22 protein-coding genes and 2 pseudogenes are annotated in these 25,502 nt (G+C 68.0%); 12 read left to right on the plus strand and 12 right to left on the minus strand.

Annotation, left to right across the window (positions count from 1 at the left end):
- Positions 1–111: 111 nt before the first annotated feature.
- Positions 112–1,767, minus strand: coding sequence for an ABC transporter permease (locus KW83_RS03620; protein WP_036174464.1), 1,656 nt, complete (start codon positions 1,765–1,767; stop codon positions 112–114).
- 76 nt (positions 1,768–1,843) lie between these two features.
- On the opposite strand from KW83_RS03620, the gene KW83_RS03625 reads away from it, so the two are divergent.
- Complete coding sequence (locus KW83_RS03625) at positions 1,844–2,719, plus strand: hypothetical protein (RefSeq protein ID WP_036174467.1); 876 nt, start codon at positions 1,844–1,846, stop codon at positions 2,717–2,719.
- Between the two features lie 6 nt (positions 2,720–2,725).
- Here KW83_RS03625 and KW83_RS03630 read toward each other — a convergent pair whose 3' ends face one another.
- Entirely contained in the window at positions 2,726–2,989 is a 264-nt protein-coding gene (locus tag KW83_RS03630) for a DUF2312 domain-containing protein (protein ID WP_036174470.1), read from the minus strand.
- Positions 2,990–3,117: 128 nt separating this feature from the next.
- Between KW83_RS03630 and KW83_RS03635 the strand changes: the two genes are divergently transcribed.
- Positions 3,118–3,333: a hypothetical protein gene (locus KW83_RS03635; protein WP_036174473.1), complete on the plus strand. Its 216-nt coding sequence runs from the start codon at positions 3,118–3,120 to the stop codon at positions 3,331–3,333.
- Positions 3,334–3,402: 69 nt separating this feature from the next.
- Complete coding sequence (locus KW83_RS03640; RefSeq protein WP_036174476.1) at positions 3,403–3,837, plus strand: TIGR01244 family sulfur transferase; 435 nt, start codon at positions 3,403–3,405, stop codon at positions 3,835–3,837.
- 1,212 nt (positions 3,838–5,049) lie between these two features.
- On the opposite strand, the gene KW83_RS03650 is transcribed toward KW83_RS03640, so the two are convergent.
- The gene (locus KW83_RS03650) at positions 5,050–5,940 is read right to left on the minus strand and encodes a FliM/FliN family flagellar motor switch protein (RefSeq protein WP_081904429.1); all 891 of its coding nucleotides are present in this window, start codon (positions 5,938–5,940) and stop codon (positions 5,050–5,052) included.
- A gap of 627 nt (positions 5,941–6,567) precedes the next feature.
- On the opposite strand from KW83_RS03650, the pseudogene KW83_RS20405 reads away from it, so the two are divergent.
- Both KW83_RS20405 and KW83_RS03655 read left to right on the plus strand, forming a co-directional pair.
- Positions 6,568–6,825: pseudogene (locus KW83_RS20405) on the plus strand (transposase); the annotation flags it as partial.
- Between the two features lie 43 nt (positions 6,826–6,868).
- On the plus strand, positions 6,869–7,801 hold the full coding sequence (locus tag KW83_RS03655; RefSeq protein ID WP_036174485.1) for an IS5 family transposase: 933 nt from the start codon (positions 6,869–6,871) through the stop codon (positions 7,799–7,801).
- A gap of 127 nt (positions 7,802–7,928) precedes the next feature.
- Here the strand turns inward: KW83_RS03655 and KW83_RS03660 are convergent.
- Positions 7,929–9,058, minus strand: a protein-coding gene (locus KW83_RS03660; protein ID WP_152563458.1) for an IS3 family transposase whose coding sequence is annotated in 2 segments (ribosomal slippage) — positions 7,929–8,815 and positions 8,815–9,058 — 1,131 coding nt in all. Because the reading frame shifts where the segments join, the coding sequence is not laid out codon by codon here.
- A gap of 66 nt (positions 9,059–9,124) precedes the next feature.
- Between KW83_RS03660 and KW83_RS20410 the strand changes: the two are divergent.
- A pseudogene (locus KW83_RS20410) lies at positions 9,125–9,250 on the plus strand (IS3 family transposase); the annotation flags it as partial.
- Positions 9,251–9,613: 363 nt separating this feature from the next.
- Entirely contained in the window at positions 9,614–9,820 is a 207-nt protein-coding gene (locus tag KW83_RS03675; RefSeq protein WP_036174491.1) for a hypothetical protein, read from the plus strand.
- 1,263 nt (positions 9,821–11,083) lie between these two features.
- Here the strand turns inward: KW83_RS03675 and KW83_RS03685 are convergent.
- Positions 11,084–11,353: a hypothetical protein gene (locus KW83_RS03685; RefSeq protein WP_036174495.1), complete on the minus strand. Its 270-nt coding sequence runs from the start codon at positions 11,351–11,353 to the stop codon at positions 11,084–11,086.
- A 144-nt stretch (positions 11,354–11,497) separates the two neighbouring features.
- On the minus strand, positions 11,498–12,340 hold the full coding sequence (locus KW83_RS03690; RefSeq protein WP_036174498.1) for a fumarylacetoacetate hydrolase family protein: 843 nt from the start codon (positions 12,338–12,340) through the stop codon (positions 11,498–11,500).
- Positions 12,341–12,790: 450 nt separating this feature from the next.
- Here KW83_RS03690 and KW83_RS03695 point away from each other — a divergent pair, with 450 nt between their 5' ends.
- Positions 12,791–13,552 carry a heme-dependent oxidative N-demethylase family protein gene (locus KW83_RS03695; protein ID WP_036174501.1) on the plus strand — a complete coding sequence of 254 codons (762 nt, stop codon included), beginning with the start codon at positions 12,791–12,793 and terminating at the stop codon, positions 13,550–13,552.
- On the opposite strand, the gene KW83_RS03700 is transcribed toward KW83_RS03695, so the two are convergent.
- The 4 genes from KW83_RS03700 to KW83_RS03715 form a co-directional block, all read right to left on the minus strand.
- Complete coding sequence (locus tag KW83_RS03700) at positions 13,510–15,162, minus strand: BCCT family transporter (RefSeq protein WP_051928211.1); 1,653 nt, start codon at positions 15,160–15,162, stop codon at positions 13,510–13,512. The genes KW83_RS03695 and KW83_RS03700 overlap by 43 nt on opposite strands.
- A gap of 102 nt (positions 15,163–15,264) precedes the next feature.
- On the minus strand, positions 15,265–15,726 hold the full coding sequence (locus KW83_RS03705) for a hypothetical protein (protein WP_036174504.1): 462 nt from the start codon (positions 15,724–15,726) through the stop codon (positions 15,265–15,267).
- A gap of 297 nt (positions 15,727–16,023) precedes the next feature.
- A complete protein-coding gene (gene glnA, locus KW83_RS03710; protein WP_036174506.1) occupies positions 16,024–17,430 on the minus strand; it encodes a type I glutamate--ammonia ligase in 1,407 nt (468 codons plus the stop codon).
- Positions 17,431–17,472: 42 nt separating this feature from the next.
- Entirely contained in the window at positions 17,473–17,811 is a 339-nt protein-coding gene (locus KW83_RS03715) for a P-II family nitrogen regulator (protein ID WP_036174509.1), read from the minus strand.
- Between the two features lie 238 nt (positions 17,812–18,049).
- Here KW83_RS03715 and KW83_RS03720 point away from each other — a divergent pair, with 238 nt between their 5' ends.
- Entirely contained in the window at positions 18,050–19,585 is a 1,536-nt protein-coding gene (locus KW83_RS03720; protein WP_036174512.1) for a bifunctional ADP-dependent NAD(P)H-hydrate dehydratase/NAD(P)H-hydrate epimerase, read from the plus strand.
- Between the two features lie 45 nt (positions 19,586–19,630).
- Here KW83_RS03720 and glmS read toward each other — a convergent pair whose 3' ends face one another.
- Both glmS and glmU read right to left on the minus strand, forming a co-directional pair.
- The gene (glmS, locus tag KW83_RS03725) at positions 19,631–21,442 is read right to left on the minus strand and encodes a glutamine--fructose-6-phosphate transaminase (isomerizing) (protein WP_036174515.1); all 1,812 of its coding nucleotides are present in this window, start codon (positions 21,440–21,442) and stop codon (positions 19,631–19,633) included.
- A complete protein-coding gene (gene glmU, locus KW83_RS03730; RefSeq protein ID WP_036174518.1) occupies positions 21,442–22,791 on the minus strand; it encodes a bifunctional UDP-N-acetylglucosamine diphosphorylase/glucosamine-1-phosphate N-acetyltransferase GlmU in 1,350 nt (449 codons plus the stop codon). Before glmU ends, glmS begins: the two co-directional genes overlap by 1 nt.
- A 97-nt stretch (positions 22,792–22,888) precedes the next feature.
- Here glmU and KW83_RS03735 point away from each other — a divergent pair, with 97 nt between their 5' ends.
- From KW83_RS03735 to KW83_RS03745, 3 genes are all read left to right on the plus strand, one after another.
- Positions 22,889–23,551 carry an HAD-IA family hydrolase gene (locus KW83_RS03735; protein WP_036174520.1) on the plus strand — a complete coding sequence of 221 codons (663 nt, stop codon included), beginning with the start codon at positions 22,889–22,891 and terminating at the stop codon, positions 23,549–23,551.
- Positions 23,552–23,645: 94 nt separating this feature from the next.
- Positions 23,646–23,930, plus strand: coding sequence for a hypothetical protein (locus KW83_RS03740; RefSeq protein WP_036174522.1), 285 nt, complete (start codon positions 23,646–23,648; stop codon positions 23,928–23,930).
- A gap of 11 nt (positions 23,931–23,941) precedes the next feature.
- The gene (locus KW83_RS03745; RefSeq protein ID WP_036174525.1) at positions 23,942–25,489 is read left to right on the plus strand and encodes an AMP-binding protein; all 1,548 of its coding nucleotides are present in this window, start codon (positions 23,942–23,944) and stop codon (positions 25,487–25,489) included.
- Positions 25,490–25,502 lie beyond the last annotated feature (13 nt).

The following is a 25,502-nucleotide window of genomic DNA, read 5'->3' on the forward strand; positions in this document are numbered from 1 at the left end:
TGGAATCAAGCGGCGGACCGGCCGAAAGTTCCCCCGCCCCTTGGCGCCGTCCAAGGCCCGATCCGGTTCGGGCCCGTCCATTCGGCCGCGGCGCAACCGCCCCGGTCGCGCCTAGCGATTCGTGCGGGCCAGGATCCCGACCGCGCAGAGCCCCACCAGGGTGACCAGCAGGGCAGCGGGGGCGGCGTCGCCGATCCGCTCCAGCGAGGCCTGCTCGTAAACCCTGGTCGCCAGGGTGTTGTAGTTGAACGGGCGCAGCAGCAGCGTCGCGGGCAGTTCCTTGACGCTATCGACGAAGACCAGCAGCAGGGCCGTCGCCACCGATCCGCGCATCATCGGCAGGTAGACCGCCGCCAGCGCGCCGCCCGGACCCCGTCCCAAGGCGCGTGCGGCCATGGGCAGGCTGGGCGACACACGCCCCATGGCGGAGTCGGCCGCGCCCTGCGCGATGGCGAAGAAGCGCACCACATAGGCCAGGACGATCGCGGCGGCGCTGCCGGTGATCAGCAGCCCCGGATCGGTCCCGGAGATCGCCGTCCACAGATCCGCGATCCGGTTGTCGAACCACGCCAGCGGAAGCAGCAGCCCGACGCCCAGCACGGCGCCCGGAGCGGCATAGCCGATGAGCGTGGCCGGCATCAGAAGCCGCGGCAGGGCCCGGCGGGACAGACGCACGCCGTAGACCATGAACAGGGCCCCCAGCACGGTCAGGACCGCCGCGGCACCGCCCACCGACAGGGTGTTCCACGCCGCACGGGCCAGCCCCGGGTCGACCCACCGGTCGGCCTTGTCCACCGCATGGCCGGTCAGCACAAGGACCGGCAGAACGAAGCCGACCGCGAAGGGTATGAGGCAAAACAATCCCGCCGCCCAGCCCGCGACCCCGTTGAGCGGGCTGCGGGACGGGCGGCGGTCGGATTTGGACATCCCGTAGAACCGCGACCGGCGCCGGGACAGCTTTTCCAGCGTCACAAGCACAAGGACCAGCCCCAGGATCACGGTGGCGATCTGCGCCGCGCCGCCCGCGTTGCCCTGCTCCAGCCAGACCGTGAAGATGCCGGTGGTCAGGGTCTGGACGCCGAAATATTCCACCACGCCGAAATCGTTGACCGTCTCCATCATCACCACCGCGGTTCCCGCCGCGATGGCCGGGCGGGCCAGGGGCAGGCCGACCCGCCAGAACCGCGCCAGATGGCCCGCGCCCAGGGCCTGCGCCACGTCGAAGCTCTGGGCGGACAACTCCCGGAACGCCGCCCGCGCCAGCAGATAGACATAGGGATAGAGCGCGGCGGAAATCACCACGATCGCCGCCCCGCGTGAGCGGATCTGCGGAAACGCGTAGTCCCGCGCGTCGGTCCAGCCCATCGCGCCGCGCATGAGGGTCTGCACCGGCCCTGCGTATTCCAGAAAGTCCACCAGGGCGTAGGCGCCCACATAGGCCGGGATCGCCAGCGGCAGAAGAAGCGCCCATTCCAGCCAGCCGACACCCGGGAACCGGTACATGACCACAAGCCAGGCGGCCAGCGTTCCCACCGCCGCCGACAGCCCCCCCACGGCCACCATCAGCACCAGCGAATTGCTCAGGTAGCGCGGCAGCGTGGTCGAGATCAGGTGCCCCCAGATCGGCCCGCTGGGGTTCAGGGCCAGCCACACCACCGTGCCGATGGGCAGCAGCACCAGCGCCGCGATCGCCGCCGCCCCGACCGACCAGCCGTCCGGTCTGGGCAGCCGCCCCGGAATGCGAACCTGACTGTTTTGATCGGCCATGCGGGGTCTCTTAGGCAACAGCCGATTGCCTGTCCAGAACAAGACCGTATAATCGCGCAAACGCCCGGAACACCCCATGCACATTGCCATGCACATCGGTGCGCACTGCACCGGCAGCGATCTTGTCGTCCGCTCCCTGCGGCGCAACCTGGACCGGATCTCCCCTCTGGGCATCGTCGTCCCGGAGACCGAGACCTATCACGCGCCGCTCCGCGACGCCGTGAACGGTTTTCGCGGGGCACCGATGCCGCCGGGGGCGGAGGACGCGCTGCTCGACTCCATCCTGCGCGGAACCCAGGCCGACCGGCTGATCCTGTCCAACACCAGCTTTCTCTGCGTGCCCGACCGCGCCCTGGAAGGGGGCGCGCTCTACCCCCTCATCCACAAGGCACGCTGGCTGCGCGACCTCTTTCCCAGCCACGAGGTGTCGTTTCACCTCTGCCTGCGGGACATGGCGACCTTTCTGCCGGCGCTGTTCCGCGCCCAGCGCAAGCACGCAGAGTTCGGACGGTTCCTGGACGGCGCCGACCTGGCGGCGCTGCGCTGGTCGGAACCGGTGCGCGAACTGCTCGACACCTGCCCCGACTGCACGCTGTCGTTCTGGTGCTATGAGGACAGCCCGCTGATCTGGGAAGAGGTCATGCGCTCGGTCGGCGGCATCGCCGGAGACGTGGCCCTGCATGGCCTGTACGACATGGCCGCGCAGGTCATGGAGCGGTCGGGGATGGCGCGGCTCAGGGCCTATGTGGACAAGCGCCCGCCGCGAAGCACCGGCCTGCGCCAGAAGGTGACCGCGGCCTTCATCGACGCCTTCGCGATCGAGGAGGCCCTGCACGAGGACCGCCCCACCCCCGCCTGGGACGCGGATCTCTGCGACCGCCTTACCCGGATCTACGAAACCGACCTGGCCGAGATCGTCGCCATGGACCGCGTCACCGCGATCACCCGCTAGTGCTCGTCAGGACATGCCCAGCGCTTCCTTGTACATTTCCAGCACCGCCTCTTCCTCCGCGATGTCGTCCTTGTCGCGCTTCCTGAGCGCGATGACCTTGCGCAGCACCTTGGTGTCGTATCCGCGCCCCTTGGCCTCGGCCATGACTTCCTTCTGGGCCTCGGCGATGTCCTTCTTTTCCTGCTCAAGACGCTCGTAGCGCTCTATGAACTGGCGCAGTTCGTCGGCGGTGACCTTGTAGGTGCTGTCGATGACGGATGCGTCGGACATGGGTCGGCCTCTCTGGTTGGCGGTCGGATCGGGGGTCCGTCTATGCGCCACCCGGAGCCGAGGCAAGGCCGGTTGCGCGCCCTGCCACGCTCGCCTAAGCCACGGCCGAACGGGCGACGGAGGATGCCATGGAAACGCTGATCTGGGTCGGGACGGGCCTGTCGCTCCTGGGCCTGGCGGGGCTCGTCTATTGTATCGTGGCGGCGTTCGCCGCCAAGAGGGCCGGGCTCAGCGACGCGGACCTGCGCGCGCGGCTGCGGGCTCTGGTGGTCTGGAACATGGCCTCCCTGCTGCTCTCCTCGCTGGGATTCGTGGTGGTGATCACCGGCCTTCTGCTGCGCTGATCCCCTCTCGGCTTGCGGTCGGGCGCGCCCGGCGGCAAGACTTTCCCTGTAGTCCGACCGGAGACCGCCATGGACATTCGCCAGATCACGCCCGCCTTCGCCGTCAGCCCGCAGATCCGGCCGGGCGACGTCGCCGCCCTGGCCGAGGCAGGATTCACCGCGGTGATCTGCAACCGGCCCGACGATGAGGTATCGGGAGAGGAAACCTCCGCCTCGGTTCGGTCCGCCTGCGAGGCGGCGGGGCTGTCTTTCCACATGATCCCGGTCTCCCATTCCGGCCCGACCGAAGAGTTGATCGGGCGCCAGCGGCAGGCGATCGACTCGGCATCGGGTCCGGTCTTCGCCTACTGCCGGTCCGGCACGCGGTCCTGTCATGTCTGGGCTCTGGGCCGCGCCGGGGAAATGTCCACCGACGACATCATCGCCGCCGGCGCCCGGGGCGGTTACGACCTGTCCCCGATGCGATCCACCTTGGATGCCGTCGCGGCGCATCGAAGCGGATGAGGGGCAATAGGCACGCCGGGCGGCGTGCCGCGTCCCCGGGCGTGATCCCGGACCGACGGGCGGACGGGGACCGGCGCGGTCCGCGCCGCGCTCGACGGCGCCGAAGCCGGGCGACAGATCCCGGCGACGTTGCGGTGCAGCAATAGCCCTCGGGCGTATCCAGAGCGCGCCGCGGCCACGGCCCCGGCCGGATTGGCCTGTGTCATCGCCGCGCAAAACCCGGCGACGCAGCCTGTATCCGCCAGCGGACGATTCGCCAGTCGGCGCCGGACCCGCTCCGCAGGATCCTCGACCCCCGCGGCGTGCCGTGCCCAAGGGCCAACGCAAGCCGCATCCGTCGCGCCGGGAGGGAGCGCGCCCGCCGGGAAGGCCGGGGACCATCCTGCCGGTCCGCGCGCCGGCGCGATCGCGGCCGATGCGGTCCGCACGTCCCCTTGCGCGCGACGATGCGCCTAGCCGACGCCCGCCCGGACAGCCCGTGCATCCGGCCGCCGCGGGGCGCGCTCGTTTTCCGGCCCGCCCGGATCAAGCCGGCCGAAACCGCGCCCCCTTGGGAGACACCCGACCGGATGGCGCCTTGCCGGCCATCGGTGCCGCCGTCGCCGACCCCGGCACCCCTTGCCGGGTCATGTTGCCGCCGTTCCACAGGCCGCCCGGTGCCGTGGCCGGGCAGCTCACCTCACATCCCAAACCCGTTCTCCGGCCTTCCGCGTGCCGGCGACGCGTGGGTCCGTCGCCGATCCTGCACCCTCAGGCCGTCCGGTTCACGGTTGCCGCCCTGCCCCGCGTCCGCCAGCTCACCTCACACCGCAAACTCGTTCTCCGGCCTTCCGCGTGCCGGCGACGCGTGGGTCCGTCGCCGATCCTGCACCCTCAGGCCGTCCGGTTCACGGTTGCCGCCCGGTGCCGTGGCCGGGCAGATCACCTCACATCGCAAACTCGTTCTCCGGCCATCCGCGTGCCGGCGGCGCGTGGGTCCGTCGCCGATCCTGCACCCTCAGGCCGTCCGGTTCACGGTTGCCGCCCTGACCCGCGTCCCGCCAGCTCACCTCACATTGCAAACCCGCTCTCCGGCCATCCGCGTGCCGGCGACGCGTGGGTCCGTCGCCGATCCTGCACCCTCGGGCCGTCCGGTTCACGGTTGCCGCCCTGCCCCGCCTCCCGTCAGGTTCCCCGCGCGACCGAACGGCCACCGCGCCGATCCGCGCGCCATCACGCCTCTCCTTCCGCGTGGCGGGCGGCGACGAAGGCTTCATCCGGCGGGGCCTCGATCCGCAGGGCCTTGCGCCCGGCGGATTGCCCAAGGCGTCCCTTGCCGATGACGATGCCGGACGGGCCCACGATCCGCACGGTCGAAATCGCCCGGACCGGCAGCGTCAGCTTCTGTCCGACGGTCAGTTCGCGCAGTTTCTCGGCGCTGAGGGTGAGCCGGGCCAATTCCGCCACCAGCCTGACCTCCGTGCCGAGGACGAGCGATTCCATCCGCGGTCCCCAGGTCCGGTCAGGCTCGATCCGGTCGACAGACACCTCCCGGGGCAGGATGAAATGCAGCCTTCCGGCCCGCTGGCCGCCCGGCCCGAGGTGAAGATCTATCCGCCAGTGATCGTGAACCCCGTCCGCAAGGTGCAGCGCGACCTCTCGCGGTTCCGCCAGCCGCGTCGCGAAACGGAAGCCGGACGGCGGATGCGGCGCCGGAGTCAGCTCGACCATCGACTGCTGCGCGGACAGGATCCGGTCGAGGCAATCGGCCACCATCGCCGCATCCGTCTCCGTCGCGGGGCGCGGCGCCGGCGGACTGGCCCTGAGCCTGCCCAGGGTCTGCCATTCGATCAGGCCGGAGACCGCGCCCGGGTCGATCAGCGCGACGCCATAGCCCGCGGGCGAATCGAGCAGCACCGACAACGTCCCCACCTCCATGAGGCCAGCGGCGTCCTCCGGCATGCAGGGGCCGCATTCCGCCGCGCCAGCAGCGACGTCCAGTCCCAGTCCGCGGCTGATCCCGTGCATGACGGCACGCCGCCAGGCCCTGCCGGGGCTGTGCGGCGGCGGAACTTCGGCACGGCTTGCGCCGAGCTTTCGCCGCAAGGTGGTAGTTTCTGACATCTATCGGCCCCTCTGGATCGATAGGGTCATTCTGGTGCGCAGCCGTTAACATTCTCTCTACGCGCGGCGATCATTGCACAGTGCGTGCGGCCAACCGCTGGGCCAGGCTCCCGGCCGCCCTTGAGCGGTTATACTTGGTTCTGACAGGCCAAGACCTCGCGCGGCAATGAACTTAATGACTTGCGGGGTCGGCAGTTACAGGGGTTTTGACAGTTTCGGCGGTTTTCGTGTTGGATCGGAGCGAACGTCAAAAAATTATCTAATAAAATCAATAGGCGGATTTTGAGATTGTGCGCGAAAGTGCGCACACCGCACGGTCGGTTCCAGCGATTATTCAGTAGTTCCATTCCTCGATATTCGGGCGTCCGCTTTCGATAGCATCGCGATCTCGGCGCTCTGCTTCGACCGGGTCTTCCGTGTCTTTGTGCAACAGCAGAGCGAGGGGCGATTGAGACAAGCCCCCCGTGATTTCTGCATCTCTTCGTACAGCTCGGCCTGAGCACGTCTGAAGAGCGTCCACAGGTCACCGGGAATGTCGGCCATCTTCAAGAGACCAGCATATGGCTTTGTTGCGCAAAGACTGGGTGAGGGATTCATCTCGTGAATCCAGCGTGGTAGCTGTCCTGCATGAGCAGACCGATCCCGCCGAGCTACAAGACAAAGAACTGGCCGGCCTACAACGAAGCGCTGAAGCAGCGTGGTTCCCTGACGATCTGGTTCGATCCGGACATGGTCTGGGTGCCGCCGCCGACCGGCAAGCGAGGCCGGCAGCCGTTATATAGCGACGCCGCGATCCAGACATGCCTGACGATGAAAGTCCTTTTYGGCATGGCGCTCCGACAGACGACCGGGTTCATTGAAAGGGCTTTGTTGCGCAAAGACTGGGTGAGGGATTCATCTCGTGAATCCAGCGTGGTAGCTGTCCTGCATGAGCAGACCGATCCCGCCGAGCTACAAGACAAAGAACTGGCCGGCCTACAACGAAGCGCTGAAGCAGCGTGGTTCCCTGACGATCTGGTTCGATCCGGACATGGTCTGGGTGCCGCCGCCGACCGGCAAGCGAGGCCGGCAGCCGTTATATAGCGACGCCGCGATCCAGRCATGCCTGACGATGAAAGTCCTTTTCGGCATGGCGCTCCGACAGACGACCGGGTTCATTGAAAGCCTCCTGCGCCTGGTCGGCCTCGACTGGGCGGTGCCCGACTTCAGCACACTGAGCCGGCGCCAGAAGACCTTGTCCGTGACTATTCCCTACCGCGGCTCAGATGGGCCGCTGAACCTGTTGATCGACAGCACCGGCATCAAGGCAGAGGGTGAAGGCGAGTGGAACGCCCGCAAGCATGGCGGCGCGAAACGCCGTCTATGGCGCAAGATCCACATCGGCGTCGACGAACAGACGCTGGAGATCCGAGCCATCGAGATCACCGGAAGCAACGTCGGGGACGCGCCCATGCTGCCCGAGTTGCTCAACCAGATCCCCGCCGGCGTGGAGATCGGATCGATCACCGCTGACGGAGCCTACGATACGCGCAAGTGCCATGACGCCGTCGCCGACCGCGGCGCCCATGCCGTCATACCGCCGCGCAAGAATGCCAAGCCGTGGAAGCCATCAACCCCAGCCGCCATTGCCCGGAACGAGGCTCTGCGCGCATCGAGATACCTCGGCCGCGCCATCTGGCGAAAATGGAGCGGATACCACCGCCGGAGCCGCGCCGAGACGAAGATGCATTGCGTGAAGCTACTGGGGCAGAGCCTCCTGGCGCGCGACTTCGATCGCCAGGTCGCCGAACTTCAGRTCCGCGCCGCCGTGCTGAACGGCTACACCGCGCTCGGCATACCCATCACAGAGCCTGCGGGATAAGTGCGTCCGGGGAAAGGGGAAGTCCGGGATTTACGGTCTTTGCGCAACAAAGCCTAGCGGGGGTAGTACTGATGATTTCAAGGGCAATCTGGACCTGTCGCGATTTCGTGCCGCCCCAAGTGCTCGTTTAAGCCACTTTTCTTTCGAATGCGACGGGGCTTTTCCAGCCCAGTGCTGAGTGGCGGCGACGCGGATTGTAGAAGCCATTGATGTATTCAAAGATCGCCACTTCAGCTTGCCGCCGCGTTTCCCATGACCTGCGCCAGATCAGCTCGGCCTTGATCGTCTTGAAGAAGGTTTCGACAGCGGCGTTGTCATAGCAATTGCCCTTGCCGCTCATCGACACCTTGAAGCCATGCTGGCGCAAAAGCTTCTGATAGTCGTGTGAACAATATTGCGACCCGCGATCCGTATGATGGATGCAGCCTTTGGGCGGCGCCCGAAAAGCTATGGCCATGTTCAACGCCCGGATCGCCAAGTCGCGTTTCATCCGGTTGCTCACGGCCCAGCCGATCACACGCCGTGAATGCAGATCGAGGATTACGGCCAGATACAACCAGCCTTCGCGGGTCCAGACATAGCTAATGTCACCGGCCCACTTCTGGTTGGGCGCATCAGTGTTGAAGTCTCGATCCAGCAGGTTCGGCGCGATATTGAACTTGTGATCGCTATCGGTCGTCACCTTGTGTTTGCGGGTTCTGACGACAGATATGCCGTTCTGGCGCATCAAACGGCCCACACGGCGATGACCGACGTCCAGGCCGATCTCCTTCAACTCTTCGGTCATTCGCGGCCTGCCGTAGCTACCAAGGCTCAGGCGGGACTGTTCTTTGATGTGTGCAAGCGTGACCATATCAGATCGTTGTCTGCGACTGGCAGGGCGGCTACGGAAGGCCCGCAAGCCACGTGTGCTGACGCCAACGACACTGCATAAACGGTTGGCTGGGAAATGGTTCCTGTGTTCCTCGACAAACCTAAATCTCATTGCTTTAGGCCCGCGAAGAACTGGGTGGCCTTTTTTAGGATTTCCCTCTCCTCCCTGAGAAGCCGGATCTCACGTCGAAGCCGCTCATTCTCTTTGGCGAGGTCCAAATCCTCTTGTGAAACCACGTTCGTGTCTCGATGCGCTGTGATCCATTTGTTCAGCGTCGACATTCCAACGCCCAGATCATCAGCCACCTGCTTGCGCGTCAGCCCGCTGGTCAGCGCAATACGCACCGCATCCTGGCGGAATTCGTCCGTCCGTTTCAATCCCATAGTTCGYCTCCTTTGTTGCAGTAAATGCTATCAAAGGAGCGGCATCAAACCGCGACAGGTCCACTTAGGCAGGACGTGTTCGAATACATCGAGCTCTTCTACAACCCGAAGCGCAAGCACACGAACAACGGCATGCTGTCGCCCGTTGACTTCGAAATCAGACAGCAGAAACTGAAAGAGGCAGGTGTCTAGGAAACTAGGGGCACCTCAAACGGCGGTGTGTACATTTCCAAAACCAGTCCCGAAGTCTGTCGCCTTTCCAACCGCAGGCACATGCGGTTTTCGAAGGACAGGGACGGGCTCTAGGCGCTCTGCCAATGGCTCGGGAGCGCGCCGATCCGCGTCAGCTAAGCCGCGACGGGTCGCTTTCATCGCGATCTCGAGTCGGCGCTCTCGAAGGCGGGACACGGGCCGGTCAAGGTTAATCCCTCGCGGGCCCGCCGCTACGCGCAGGCGACCGGGAACGTCGCTTAGACCGACCGCGTCGACGCCGGGATGCGCGCGCATATGGGATCGACCTTGGCGCCAGAGCCGACGCCGGTTCGCAGCGGGAGCATGCACGAAATCAGGGAACTGCATGTCGCGCGCGTGGCCCTGATCAAGGATCGCATCGCCCGCCTGAACCGGCTGGACACGGCGCGCAACAGGATCGTCGTCCGCCGGCTCCAGGCGCGGGAACGTCAGACCGACAGGCAGATCGCCCAGATCGGTGCCGAGTTGGTCCGCCTCATCGATGCCGATCCCGAGCTGGCCCGGCGATAAGAGATCCTGATGCCCATGCGCGGCACGGGACCGGTGGCAGCCACCGCGATGAGCAGATACGCCGATGCGGTCCGCGCTGACGCGTCATCGGAGATGTTGAGGTTCTTTCTGGAACAGGAGCCAGCCCAATGAACGCCGAAGTTACCTTGGGTGCGGCGAAGCGGGCCGGGCCGGTCCCGACATGGCAAACCCGCCGGGACCGCTTCTGACCCGAATACCGCGCGTGGTTCAGGGGCGCGGCGGCGGTGACGGCCCCGACCGCGCGGTCTGCAAGACTGCGCTGGCAAAACACATGCCAGAGCTGGTGCTTTCCACGCCCGGCTCACCGAACTTGCAGGCGGCGGTGGGCGGGAGGAGCGGTTCCTATCTACACGGTGCCCTCCGGGGGACCTCGGCGGATGCTGCCTGACTGCGCTGACGATGGTCGGCGAACGCGGCGCTACCGCAATCGCGACCCGTAGCCGAACTTCGACTGGGGCGCGCTGCTGAAATCGAACTGGCTGCACCCGTTCATCGGCATGGTGGAGTGTCGCTGCGGTCTGCGGGACCGCCCCAAAGACGCAGGGCGTCCGGTGGCGCTGGCCGTTGACAGAACGCGCCGCACGGCCCTGGGCGTCGGCATTTGCACCATCCTGCGCCATGTCCTGGAGACCTGGGCCGACATGGCGGCCGGGCTGAAGATGATCGACCGCGGGCCGCCGCCCATGGACCGGAACCTTGTCCCATTGGATGCGCCTGGCGCGACCGCTTCGGTCGAGGTGCACGCCGGCGGGGCACGAAGGGGCGCGCACCGGCGATCGCCAAGAACGACTAACTGAATCGGCCGCTGCCGGATCGCGCGATGTCCACCCGAACGGCGGAACGGCGGACCGAACGGGCGCCGATCGCGGCCGAAGGCACGCCCGGTGACGCCGATTTCGGCGGTTCCGTCGGCGCCGCTCTGTCGGCGCGACTGTGCGCGCGGCTCCGGGACGCTCTACACCACGGCAGACAATCCGGCGGACCGCTCCATGCGGCCGATTTGGCGAAAGCAGGAGACGGCACAGCGCATCAATGGTTCGCGGAGCAGTCCCGCACCATCATACCGGCGACGACGCAGCGCAATCGTCACCCTTGTCCGAAGATCGGGTCGCTCGCGTCCCGCGGTCCCGGCGCAAGGATGCGGCGCGGTGGTTGGTGGAGGCCGAGGCGGGACGGCCGCACCGGGCGGCCTTCGGCGTGCTCTTCGTCGACCGCGCCGCCCGGGCCGTGTTTGCCCTGACCTCAGTCCTTGGCGGACTTGGCGGACTTGGCCTCTTTCGCCTTGAGCTTCGCGCGGTCTTTGGCCTTGGCCGCGCGGGCCTCCCTCTTGGCGGCGGCCTTGGCTTCGGCCTCGGCCGCCGCTTCGTGCTCGATCCGGGCCGCACGCAGCTTTTCGGTCTTCTGCGCGCGAGCGGCGCGCTCGGATTCGATGATACCGGTGGCTACGGCCGTGGTCTGATCGGCCTTGGTCTCGGATTTCGAGGGCTTGAAGAGGGCGTTCTTGCTGCTCATGACTGTCCTTTCGTGCTCCCGCGCGGGGTCGGTCCGCGCGAACTCCCACGGGGGCGGGCGGCGCCGGCCGCGGGGACGGCCCGTCTCAATAGCAGCCAGTCCGCGCCACGCCAATGGAAATTCCGGCCAAGGGGCCGCGACCCATCAACCCGCCACGCACGTCTGGCACTGTTCGCCCAGACCCGCGACCCCCAGCCTGATCCTGTCCCCGGCCTTGAGGAAAAGCGGCGGCTTCATGCCCATACCCACACCGGGCGGCGTCCCGGTCGAGATCACGTCGCCCGGATGGAGCGACATGAACCGGCTGAGGTAGCTTACCACATGCGCCACCCCATAGACCATCGTCCGGGTCGAGCCGTCCTGCACCCGCGCGCCGTTCACCTCACACCAGAGCGCCAGGTCCTGGGGATTCGGCACCTCGTCCCGGGTCACGAGCCAGGGTCCCAGCGGGCCAAACCCGTCGCAGCTCTTGCCCTTGGTCCACTGGCCCTCGTGCTCGGTCTGAAAGGCGCGCTCGGACACGTCATTGGCCACCGCGTAGCCGGCCACATGGGACAGGGCGTCGGACTGCGCCACGTGGCGGGCGGTGCGGCCGATGACGACGGCCAGTTCGACCTCCCAGTCGGTCTTTTCCGACCCGCGCGGGATCGGCAGGTCGTCATTGGGGCCGGCGATGGCCGAGGTCGCCTTCATGAAGATCACCGGCTCCGGCGGCACCCTCGCCCCGGTCTCGGCCGCGTGGTCGGCGTAGTTCAGCCCGATGCAGACGAACTTGCCGGTGCCGCCGACGCAGGGGCCGATCCGCGTGTCCGGGGGCAGTGCCGGCAGGGACCGGGGATCCAGCGCGCGCAACATGGCAAGCCCGCCGTCCGACAGCACGGCACCGGCGATGTCCGGGACCAGACCGGTCAGATCGCGCAGCGTGCCATCGGGGGCGTACAAGCCGGGCCGCTCCGCCCCCGGGGGGCCGTGTCGCAGAAGTTTCATGCGGTCTTCTCCTCATCGCGATTCCGGCCCACATTGCCCGGGTGGACGGCGGGTGTCACGAAGGTGACGCGGATGGCAACCGGATCAAGATCTGCGGACCCTGACTGTCCTGAGCTGGACCCGGGGGGGGCGCCGGTTGGCTGACCGTCGCCCCCGATCGCCGGGCGGCTCGCCCAGAGGCGACCTCGTGGCTGCCTCCCTCGTTGATTCTGGCGTTCGTGCGCGCGTCCGTCGTGACCAAGGCCGTGGAATTATACGGCACAGCCTGCGCCGCCGGCCGCTCGTCGGAACGCGCCTGCCCGGAGTCAGCTATGAGGCTCTGGGCCAGCAGCTGACGCTCGGCACGGCGGCGAGGACGGCCGCGCTTGGCTGGATCGTGACCGGGCGGCCCTGCCGTGAGCGCATTGCGCGGACTTGAACGCGCGGACCGCCTGCCACAGGATCGGACCGATGGATCCGTTGCAGACCTGTCTTCCCGACGATGCCGTGGCCCATTCCCTGCCGGGTACGCGGCCCTGCGCGCCCGGCGACTGGCTCCGCATCGACGACGCCTTCGCGGGCCAGATGGCGTTGCGGGATAGCCTTGTCCTGGCGCGGCCCGGCGACGTGATGGCTTGCCTGCCCGAAGGTGCCGCCCCCGCCGCAGAGCTTCTGGACGCCGTCCTGTCCGACCTGCCCACATTGGGTCATCGGGTTGCGTCCAACTCTGTCATCCGACCGGACGGCGTGGCCGTGACGCTCGACCCGGAAGCGCCGCTGGCGGTACTGGGCCGTCTGGTGCAGGAGGATTTCGCGGTGATGCTGCCCGGTCCGGAGGGGCACCGGATGGTTGCGGGGATCGTGTGCTTCCCGTCCCGCTGGCGGTTGGAGCAGAAGATCGGGCGGCCGCTCGTGCGCATCCATCGCCCGGTCCCTGCCTATGACGCGGCGCTGGCCCGGCGCGTGCAAAGGCTGTTCGACGGTGTGCGGGCGGGCGCGCCGCTGGTTCGGTGGAACCGGCTGCCCTATTGGGAGCGGCGCCTGTTCAACCCCCGACCGGAAGAGGCGCCGCGTGCGCCGGAGGGACCGCGCCCCTATGTCAGGGTCGAGCGGCAGGTCATACGCCGCCTGCCGGAGACCGCAGCCGTCGTGTTTTCCATCCACACCTGGCTGGTGCGGGCTGACGCACCTTATTCGGCCGGCTGCGCGCGCTCCGGCGTGGCGGGCGACTGATCCTCGGCGATGTCGGTCGCGGTGCCGGGAAGGGCGTTCGGCATGTTGTGCTCTGCCTCTACGTCGCTGCGATAGCGCTGGTTGTGGCGGTGGACCATCAGCGGATCCCAACGGAGCGCTCTGAAGAGACCGATGGAGATCAGCAGAATCACCACCGCAAAGGGAAACCCGGCCACGACCGCCGCGGCCTGTAGCGCGCCAAGCCCGCCCGCCAGCAGCAGGACCGATGCCACAGCGCCCTCCGACACGGCCCAGAACACCCGCTGGATCTTGGGTGGATCCGGGTCGCCACCGGCGGTGAGCATGTCGATCACGTAGCTGCCCGAATCCGACGAGGTCACGAACCACAGCACGATCAGCACGATGGCGAAGATGCTGGTCAGCCCGGACAGCGGATAATATTCCAGAAGCGCGAACATGGTGTTGCCGTAGCCCTCCTGGGTCGCTTCGATCAGGGTCCGGTCCCCGGACAGCGAGATGTCGATTGCGACGCCGCCGAAGGCCGAGAACCAGAAGAACATGATCGAGCAGGGCAGCAACATCACTCCGAAGACGAATTCCCGGATCGTGCGGCCCCGACTGATCCGGGCGATGAAAACGCCCACGAAGGGCGACCAGGAGATCCACCAAGCCCAGTAGAAGATGGTCCAGGAATTCTGCCAGTCGCCGCCGGACCAGGTCTCTGTCCAGGTGCTGAGATCGATGAAGTTCTTCAGATAGAGCCCGTAGTTTTCGACGAACCCGTCGAAGATGAAGAGTGTCGGGCCGACGATCAGCATGAAGGCCAGAAGCACCATCGACAGGATGACGTTGATGTTGGATAGCCGCTTGATACCGCCGTCGAGCCCGGCCACCACCGACATGGTGGCTAGCCCGGTGATGCCCGCGATCACCAGGATCTGCACCGTGACGCTGGAGCCGATGCCGAACACCGTGCCCAACCCGTCGTTGATCTGGATCGCGCCTAGTCCCAGGGACGTCACGATCCCGAACATGGTGCCGAAGACCGCGAGAATGTCGACGACATCGCCCCAGACGCCATAGATCCTGTCACCGATCAGCGGATAAAGGGCGGACCGGATCGACAGCGGCAGCCCCATGCGGAAGTGGAAATAGGCCAGACTCAGCGCCACGACCGCATAGATCGCCCAACCCTGAAAGCCCCAGTGCAAGAACGTCAGCGCCATGGCCTCCTTCGCGGCCTCGACCGTCTCGGGTTCGGCGCGGGGGGGCGAAAAGTAGTGGTACATGGGCTCTGCCACGCCCCAGTAGATCAGGCCGATGCCGATCCCGGCCGAGAACAGCATCGCCGTCCAAGAGAACAGATCGTATTCCGGCGTCTCGTCCATGCGGCCCAGGCGGATGTCCCCGAACGGTCCCAGACCCAGATAGACCACGAACAGGACCATCGCATTTGTCAGAAGCACCAGCGCCCAGCCAAGATTGGTCGCAAGGAATGTCTGCAGCCCGCTGAAGATCGTATTGGCGAGATCGTTGAAGACCGCTCCGAAGAGGATGAAGCCCAGGATCAGGATCGCCGAGATGGCGAAGACGGGCCTGTTCACCCTTGGAAAGATCCACAGGCGTTCCTGCGGGATCTTCGATGACATGCGGTATCCCCCCTGGCGCGGTGCGCCGGCAACGTCGCGCCGCCGGCATCCTTCTACCCTACAGCAGCATCGCCAGAGTGCAAATCGCCGCTGTCTGGCGGCTCAGGCGGCCGCGTTGCCCAGTTGTGCCGGTACGTACATGCGCGCGGGACCCGCGAACCGCTGCGGCAGGTCCAAAAGCGCGTTCCAGGAAAATTCGTGAGGTTCCAGCAATTGCCGGGTCGGGCGCCAGAACACCGACGCAACGTCGTGGCGCGCGATGAGCCTGCGGCACATCTGAAAGCAGATCTGCCGCCCGACCTCACGAGAGCCCCGGATCAGCGTGTTGCAGCTCACCGTAACCCTGTGGGTGCCGTCGTCGCCGCGCCGGGCCTGCGCCTCCACCCGGCCCTGATCGGTCGCGTAGTCCAGCGAGTTGCCGCGAAGAGCGAGATCGAGCCGATGGATCCGTGCGTCTGCCTGGGACAGGACGCCGGCCAGTGTTGCGGGAAGCTCACGGAACTGGAACTGCGCGTCCGTAGTCAGCGAAATCGTTGCGACAGTGTGGTGAGAAATCTCTATCATCTGTGCCAATACCCGGTTAAATGCTTCATCGAGGCAAGCATCGCTGTCCAAAAGGGCCGCAATTTGTCACCCCCGCGCAATTATCGGGAACTATGCCGAGCGGGTGAACTATCGGTCGGCTCCTCCACCCCAGCATGCATTAACGAACCTTACCTCAAGGCAGGTCCGTGCGACAAGCCCATCGCTCCCAGCGAATCCCCCGACGGGAATCGAGACAGACGACACCTTTCAGTGCAACGCAAAAGGGGCGCCGTTAAGCGCCCCCTGTGACAATGTGATGACCTGCCTGTGGCGGGATCAGCAGCTGTAATACATCTTGAACTCTATCGGGTGCGGCGTGTGCTCATAGGCATAGATCTCTTCCCATTTGAGATCCATGTAGCCTTCGATCTGGTCTTTGGTGAACACGTCGCCGGCGGTGAGGAAGTCCATGTCGGCCTCCAGCTCGCCCAGCGCCTCGCGCAGCGACGAACAGACGGTCGGGATGTCGGCCAGCTCTTCGGGGGGCAGATCGTAGAGATCCTTGTCCATCGCCTCTCCCGGGTGGGTCTTGTTCTTGATCCCGTCCAGCCCGGCCATCAGCAGCGCCGCGAAGCACAGATACGGGTTGGCGGACGGATCGGGAAAGCGCGCCTCGACCCGCTTGGCCTTGGGGCTTTCGGCCCAGGGGATCCGCACGCAGCCCGAGCGGTTGCGGGCGGAGTAGGCGCGCAGCACCGGGGCCTCGAAACCGGGGATCAGCCGCTTGTAGGAATTGGTGGACGGGTTGGTGAAGGCGTTGAGCGCCTTGGCGTGCTTGAGGATGCCGCCGATATAGAACAGGGCCTCATCGCTGAGATCGGCGTATTTGTCGCCGGCGAAGAGCGGCTTGCCGTCCTTCCAGATCGACATGTTGACGTGCATCCCGGTGCCGTTGTCGCCGGAGATCGGCTTGGGCATGAAGGTCGCCGACTTGCCATAGGCGTGTGCCACGTTGTGGATGATGTACTTGTACTTCTGCAGCTCGTCGGCCTGCTTGGTCAGGCTGTCGAAGATCAGGCCCAGCTCGTGCTGGCAGGACGCGACCTCATGGTGGTGCTTGTCGACCTTCATGCCGATGCGCTTCATGGTCGACAGCATTTCGGAGCGCAGATCCTGGGCGTCGTCCACCGGGTTCACCGGAAAGTAGCCGCCCTTGATGCCGGGGCGATGGCCCATGTTCCCGGTCTCGAACTCGGTGTCGGAGTTCCATGAGCCGTCGGCGGCATCGACCTGATAGGAGACCTTGTTCATCGCGACGGAGAAACGCACGTCGTCGAAGAGGAAGAACTCCGCCTCCGGTCCCATGAACGCCGTGTCGCCGATGCCGGAGGACTTGAGGTACTCCTCGGCGTTGCGCGCCGTGCCGCGCGGGTCGCGGTCGTAGCGTTCCATGGTGTCGGGCTCATAGACCGTGCAATGCACCGCAAGGGTCTTTTCGGCGTAGAACGGGTCCATGTAGGCCGAGGAAGCATCGGGCATCAGCTTCATGTCGGACTGCTCGATGGATTTCCAGCCGGCGATCGACGAGCCGTCGAACATGAACCCGTCGTCGAGGAAGTCCTCGTCGACCTGGTCGGCCATCACCGTGACGTGCTGCAGCTTGCCGCGCGGATCGGTGAAGCGGATGTCGACGTATTCGACCTCTTCGTCCTTGATGGTCTTCAGCATCTCGCTGTTGCTCATGGGTCCCTCTTTCTCCTGGGTGTGTCTGGGCGGGGCAGGCGGTCAGAGCGCGTCCGACCCGGTCTCGCCGGTGCGGATGCGGATCGCCTGCTCGACGGGGGTGACGAAGATCTTGCCGTCGCCGATCTTGTCGGTCTTGGCGGCGGCGACGATCGCCTCGATGGCGGCATCGACCTGGTTGTCGTCGAGCACCACCTCGATCTTCACCTTGGGCAGGAAATCGACCACGTATTCGGCGCCGCGATAGAGCTCCGTATGCCCCTTCTGCCGGCCGAACCCCTTGACCTCGAGCACGCTGAGCCCCTGGATCCCGACCTCCTGGAGCGCCTCTTTCACCTCGTCGAGCTTGAAGGGTTTGATGATCGCCTCGATCTTCTTCATGTAGCCGATTCCTCCGGGTTCGGTTCAGTCGCGAGAGACCACTTCCCACATCCGGCCTCAATCGACCAGCCTGCAGCGCGGGGACCGCGATCCCGGCTTTGGTATGGCCTGCGCCATTCTTGTGCAACGTGCCTTGCAGTTGGGCGGTTTGCGAAGTCGGCATGCCGCGCGCGCGCGGATCTGTCCGCGACGGCCCTCGCGGCTAGATCGTGATGCGAAAGACGAACGGGAGGCACGCATGGACAGGCTTCTGACGGCCGCGATGATGCGCGATGCAGAGAGGGCCGCGATCGACGCGGGCCGGGTGACCGGGGCGGAACTGATGGAACGTGCCGGCCGGGGCGCGGTCGCGGCGATCATGGCCGCCTGGCCGGACCTTGCGCCACGCCGCGCGGTGGTCCTGTGCGGTCCGGGCAACAACGGCGGCGACGGGTTCGTCGTGGCGCGGCATCTCCACGCCCGGGGCTGGGCTGTCGACCTGAGGCTGATGGGCGACGCCGCCCGCCTGCCGCCCGACGCCGCCCTGAACCACGCCCGCTGGGCGGCCCTGGGCCCGGTCCGTGCGTTCCGCGACGAAGAGACCGAGGGGATCCGCGGCGACGGCGCGCCGTCCCTTGTCGTGGACGCGCTTTTCGGCACCGGGCTGAGCCGCCCGCTGGAGGCGCCCGTTACCGCGCGCACCCTGTCCGGTCTGGTCTCGGGTCCGCCGCGGACCCGCGTCGCGGCACTCGACATGCCCTCTGGCTGGTGCGCGGACAGCGGGCGTTTTCTGGCCGCCGCGCAGGATGCCCCCCGCACCGCCGCGCACCTGACGTTGACCTTCCATGCCGCCAAGCTGGGCCAGTTCCTGGGCGACGGCCCCGGCGCCTGCGGTCGGCTGGAGCGAATCGACATCGGGCTGGAGCGGACCGGCCGGGGGGTTGCCTGCCTGGGCCCGGCGGACTGCCGCGACCTGCGCAAGGCAGGCGGGCACAAGTACGACCATGGCCACGCCCTTGTGCTGTGCGGCGGCCCAGGCAGGGGCGGCGCCGCCCGGCTGGCGGCGCGCGGCGCGCTCAGGATCGGCGCGGGGCTGGTGACGCTGGCCGTTCCGCCCGCGGCCCTGCAGGAGAACGCGGCCCGGCTGGACGCCGTCATGCTGCGCCCGGTCCGGGATGCGGATGCGCTGGCCGGGCTGCTGGAGGACGGGCGGATCAACGCCGTGATGCTGGGGCCGGGTCTGGGGACCGGAGAGCGGACCCGCGCGCTGGTGGCTGCGGTGCTGGCCGCGCCCCGGGCGACGGTGCTCGACGCCGATGCGCTGACGAGCTTTTCGGACGACCCCGGGACGCTGTTCGCGCAGCTCCATGAGGGCTGCGTCCTGACCCCCCACGACGGGGAGTTCGCGCGGCTTTTCCCGGACATCCACGCGCCTCTGCAACGCGCCCCGCAGGAGGGACCGGCCACCTCGCGCCTGGACGCCGCCCGCGCCGCGGCCGGTCGCGCGGGGGCGACGGTGCTGCTGAAAGGCCCTGCCACGATCGTCGCAGCGCCTGACGGGACCGCCGCGATTTCCGCCGCGGTCTATGACGCCGCGGCCCCCGGGCTGGCGACTGCCGGGGCCGGCGATACGCTGGCCGGCATCATCGCCGGCCTGCTGGCGCGGGGGGTCGGGCCGCTCTCGGCCGCCGCGCAGGCCGCGTGGCTTCATGCCGAATGCGCCCGCCAATTCGGTCCCGGCCTGATCGCAGAGGATCTGCCGGAGATGCTGCCGCAGGTGCTGCGCGCGCTGTGACGCCTCCGGACTGCAGGATCCTTCGCGAAAGAACCGGACCGCCGCCTATTCCACCGTCACCGATTTGGCGAGGTTCCTCGGCTGGTCCACATCGGTGCCCTTGGCGATGGCGGTGTAATAGGCCAGAAGCTGGGCAGGGACCGCATAAAGAAGCGGCGCCCAGATCGCCGGAACCGCCGGCACCTCGATCTCGGCCCAGGCTCCGTCGACGGACCGGAGCCCCTTCGCGTCCGACACCAGCACCACCCGGCCGCCACGCGCCATCACCTCCTGCATGTTCGACACGGTCTTGCCGAAAAGCGGATCGGACGGCGCGAAGACGATGACGGGAACGCTCTCGTCCACCAGGGCGATGGGGCCGTGCTTGAGTTCTCCGCTTGCGTAACCTTCGGCGTGGATATAGCTGATTTCCTTGAGTTTAAGAGCGCCTTCCAGCGCCATCGGAAACATCGCGCCGCGGCCCAGGAACAGGATGTCGCGCGCTTCCGACAGGGTGCGGGCGATGTCCTCCATCCGGTCCTCCGACTGCAGCGCCTGGGACAGCAGCGCCGGCATCTTGCGCAGGGTGGCCACGTGCTCGGCCGTGGCGTCCGGCGCCAGCGTGCGGCGCGCGGCGGCGGCCGACAGCGCGATCGCCGCCAGGACGGCAAGCTGACAGGTGAACGCCTTGGTCGAGGCCACGCCGATCTCGGCCCCCGCAAGGATCGGGAAGGCCGCGTCCGCCTCCCGCGCGATCGAGGACGTCTCCACGTTCACCACCGCAAGCGTGCGGGCCTGCGCCTTGCAGTAGCGCAATGCGGCCAGCGTGTCCGCGGTCTCACCCGACTGCGACACGAAGATCGCCAGGGTGCCCTCCTCCAGCGGCGGCTCACGGTAGCGGAATTCCGACGCGACGTCGATCTCGACCGGCAGGCGGGCGAGGGCCTCGAACCAGTATTTGGCCACGTGGCAGGCATAATATGCCGTGCCGCAGGCGACCATGACCACCCTTCTGACGTCGGTGAAGTCGATGCCGTCGCCGGGCAGGGTCACGGCATCGGCGCCCAAATAGCGGTTGAGGCAGATGTCCAGCACGGCGGGCTGCTCGTGGATCTCCTTGGCCATCCAGTGCCGGTGGCCGCCCTTCTCGACCCGTCCGGCGGTCTCCGCGATGCGGGTTTCCGGGCGGTCCACGGCGGTGCCCATCGCGTCGAAGATGCGGCAACTCGCGCGGGTGAGCACCGCCCAGTCGCCTTCCTCCAGGTAGATCAGCCGGTCGGTCAGGGGCGCCAGGGCGATGGCGTCCGAGCCGACGAACGCCTCTCCGCCCGCGTGGGCCACGGCGAGGGGGGAGCCGCGGCGCGCCGCGATCATCAGGTCGTCCTCGCCGTCGAAGAGGAACGCCAGCGCGAACGCGCCTTCGATCCGGTCGAGCGTGCGTGCCACCGCCTCCTGCGGGTCCAGGCCGTCGTCCATGAAGGACTGGCACAGCAGCGCGATGGTCTCGGTGTCGGTCTCGCTCTCGGGGCCGTAGTTGCGGGCGCGAAGCTCGGCGCGGAGTGCGGCGAAATTCTCGATGATGCCGTTGTGGACCACCGCGACGGGGCCGGCTCGGTGGGGGTGGGCGTTGATCTTGCTGGGTTTTCCATGGGTCGCCCAGCGGGTGTGGCCGATGCCGGACCGTCCCGGAAGGGGATCGTGCACCAGATGGTCCGACAGGCTGCGCAGCTTGCCCACGGCGCGGCGCCGGTCCAGGTGGCCGTCGTGGATGGTGGCGATCCCGGCGCTGTCATAGCCGCGGTATTCGAGCCGCCGCAGCGCCTCCAAGATGACCGGTGAGACCTCATAATCCGCCAGGATGCCGACGATTCCGCACATCAGTTCGCCCTCTTGCGTTTCGCGGCGCGCAGCCGGTCCATGATCCTGCGGGCCAGCCCGTCCTTGTTGACCTGACGGGCCCGGCCCAGGGCCAGGGCGCCGTCCGGCACGTCGGCGGTGACGACGGAGCCGGAGGCGGTCATCGCCTCGGCCCCGATCCGCACCGGCGCGACCAGCATGGTGGAGGATCCGACGAAGGCCCGCGCGCCGATCTCCGTGTGGTGCTTGAACACGCCGTCATAGTTGCAAGTCACTGTTCCGGCACCGATATTCGCCGCCTCTCCCACGGTGGCGTCGCCGATATAGGTCAGGTGGTTCACCTTCGCGCCCTCGCCGATCTCGGCTGCCTTGATCTCCACGAAATTGCCGACTTTCGCGTGGTTGCCGATCTCTGCGCCGGGGCGGAGGCGGGCGTAGGGGCCGATGACCGCGCCGCGGCCCACATGGCAGCCTTCGAGGTGCGAGAACGCGCGGATCCGCGCGCCGGATTCGACCGTGACGCCGGGACCGAAGACCACGTTCGGCTCTACCACCGCGTCGCGGCCGATAACGGTATCCATAGCGAAAACAACGGTTTCCGGCGCGATCAGGGTCACGCCGTCGGCCAGCGAGGCCGCCCGGCGGCGGGCCTGGAACAGGGCCTCTGCGCGGGCGAGCTCAACGCGGGAGTTCACGCCCAGCGTCTCTGCCTCGTCGCAGGTGACGGCGGTGCAGACCAGGCCGCGGGCCCGCGCCACGGCGACGATGTCGGTCAGATAGTACTCACCGGAGGCGTTTTTCGTACCGACGGAGTCGATCAGATCGAAGATTTGTACGGCATCCGCGCAAATCACTCCGGAATTGCACAAGGCGATCGCGCGCTCCGCCTCTGTCGCGTCCTTGTACTCGACGATCCGCGCCAGCGCGCCGCCTTCCATGACCAGCCGGCCGTAGCGGCCCGGATCGGCGGCCTCGAACCCCAGCACCACGACGCCCGCGCCGGCGGCCCGCGCGGCGGCCATGCGCTTGAGCGTCTCAGGCCGGATGAAGGGCGTGTCGCCGTAGAGCACGAAGACATCGCCCGCCGCTCCCTTGAGCGCCGCGCGGGACTGGGCGACGGCATGGGCGGTGCCGCGCTGTTCGGCCTGCTCGGCGATGGCGATGTCGGGGTCATGGGCGCGGGCGGCGGCGCGCACGAGCTCCGCGCCGTGGCCGACCACCAGCACCCGGCGGCCCGGCCCGAGCGAGTCGCCGGCCGACAGCGCATGGACGAAGAGCGGCGCCTGGCCGATCTCATGCAGAACCTTCGGCAGGTCCGAGTTCATGCGCGTGCCCCGCCCGGCGGCGAGGACGACGAGATGTGCGGGCATGGGGCGGACGCCTTTCCTTCTGACCCCTCGCGTTCTACTGCAAGCGGATCGGGGCGCAAGCGGACGCCTTCACGGATGTTGCGGGAGGTTACAGCCAATGCGAACGGTCGTCTTCGATCTGGACGGAACGCTGGTCGATACCGCCGCCGATCTGGTGGCCGCGGCGAATGTCTGTTTCCGCGCCCGGGGGCTGGGCGACGTGCTGGACGCGCGGGCCGACGCGCGGACGGCGTTCCGGGGCGCGCGGGCGATGCTGCGCGCGGGGTTCGAGCGCGCGGGGCAGGGCGGGGAGGCCGAGGTCGACGCCGACTACCCGCGGCTTCTGGAGGCCTACGGCGCGGCCATCGCGGTGCATTCGCGGCCCTATGACGGCGCCTGGGGCGCGGTGGAGACGCTGAAGGCGCGCGGCTTCGCGGTGGCGATCTGCACCAACAAGCCGGAGGCCCTGGCGATCCGGCTGATGGACGCCATGGGCACGCGGCACGTGCTGCCCGCGCTGGTCGGCGCCGACACGCTGCCGGTCAGCAAGCCCGACCCCGCGCCCTATCTTGAGGCGGTGCGCCGGGCGGGGGGCGATCCGGACCGCTCGATCCTGGTCGGCGACACCGAGACCGATGCGCGCACCGCCCGCGCCGCGGGCGTGCCCATCGTGCTGGTGGGATTCGGACCCGAAGGGGCGGGCGTGTCGCGGATGGCGCCGGACGCGGTGCTGGAGCATTTCGACGATCTGCCGGACCTGGCGCTGCGGCTGCTGCCCTGATCGCGGCACTTTGCCCGGCGGGCCGGGGCCGCTAGGATCCGGTGCGAAAGGTGCGGTCGATGACGTTTCTTTTCCTCCCGGCGAACGATCCGCCATGAGGCCGCTCGTGTGGCTGCCCGTCGCGATGCTCGGGGTGCTGGCGGGCTGGGCCGGCCTGCGGGCGCGCCTGCCCGATGAGGGCGCGGCGATCCGCCGGGCGGCGGCGGCCTATGTGGCACAGGTGCCGGGCGGCCGGGCCGAGGATTGCGCCGGGCGGCCGGGGCAGGGGGCGGCGTGGATCGTGGTCGCCTGCGCCGTGGGGCGCCCGGAGGAGCGGATCTACCGGCTGGACCGGCGCGGCCGGGCGCTGGACGGGGCGGACGTGGCGGACGGGTTCTGAGGGAGGATGCGATGCTGACACGCCAGCCCTACGACGCGCTCTGCGCCGGGTTCGACTGGGACCTGCCCGAGCGGCTGAACATGGCCCGGCAGGTCTGCGACGCATGGGCGGCAAGGGCCCCCGACCGGCTGGCGATCCTGGATCTGTCCGGCACCGGCCGGGTCGAGGTCAGCTACGGCGCGCTCTCTGCCCTGGCCGACCGGGTGCAGGCGGCGCTGCTGGAACGGGGCGTGGCGCGGGGCGACCGGGTGGGGGTGCTTCTCAGCCAGTCGCCGCTCTGTGCCGCGTCGCATGTGGCGATCTGGCGGCTGGGCGCGGTGTCGCTGCCGCTGTTCACCCTGTTCGAGGAGGGCGGCCTGCGCGCCCGCGTGGGCGACGCCGGCGCCGCGGTGGTCGTGACCGATGCCCGGGGCGCCGGGGCGGTCGCGGCGCTGGGCGCGCGGGCGGTGACCGGGGCCGACCTGCCCCGGACGGCGGCGCGGGGCGCGACGGCGGACACCGCGCCCGACGATCCGGCCGTGCTGATCTACACCAGCGGCACCACCGGCAGTCCCAAGGGCGCGCTTCACGGCCACCGGGTGCTGACCGGCCATCTGCCGGGGGTGGAGATGAGCCACGATTTCCTGGGCCGGGAGGGCGACGTGATCTGGACCCCGGCCGACTGGGCCTGGATCGGCGGACTCTTCGACGTGGCCATGCCGGCACTGGCGCTGGGCGTGCCGGTGGTCGCGGCGCGGATCGCCAAGTTCACGCCCCGGGAGGCGGCGCGGATCTGCGCCGCCGGGGCGGTGCGCAACGTGTTCTTCCCGCCCACGGTTCTCAGAATGCTCAGGGCCGCGGACATGGCGATCCCCGGACTGCGTACCGTGGCCAGCGGGGGCGAGCCGCTGGGCGCGGAGATGCTGGCCTGGGGACGCGACGCGCTGGGCGTCACGATCAACGAGTTCTACGGCCAGACCGAGTGCAACATGGTCGCCTCCTCGGCCGCGTCGCTGTTCGATCCGGTGCCGGGGACCATCGGCCGCCCGGTGCCGGGCCACCGGATCGGCGTGCTGGACGCCGGCGGGCGGGAGACGGCGGGCGAGGGCGACATCGCAATACGGCGCGGGTCCGCCGCGATGATGCTGGGCTATTGGCAGCGGCCCGAGGCGACCGCCGCCAAGTTCCGCGGCGACTGGATGCTGACCGGCGACCGGGGCCGCTGGGAGGGGGCGCATCTGGTCTTTGTCGGGCGCGAGGACGACGTGATCACATCGTCGGGCTACCGGATCGGCCCGTCCGAGATCGAGGACTGCCTGCTGACCCATGAGGCGGTGGCCACCGTGGGCGTGGTGGGCAAGCCCGACCCGGTGCGGACCGAGATCGTCAAGGCCTATGTGGTGGTGCGGGACGGGGTGACGGCGGACGCGGCGCTGGCGGCGGCGTTGCAGGACTGGGTGCGGGAGCGGCTGGCGCGCCACGCCTACCCGCGCGAGATCGCGTTCCTGGAGGCGCTGCCGATGACGGTGACCGGCAAGGTGGTGCGCCGGGCGCTGAAGGCGCGGGCGGCGGCGGAATGAGGGCGAAATCGCT

Origin of the sequence: Palleronia rufa (assembly GCF_000743715.1) — a bacterium.
GTDB lineage: Bacteria > Pseudomonadota > Alphaproteobacteria > Rhodobacterales > Rhodobacteraceae > Palleronia > Palleronia rufa.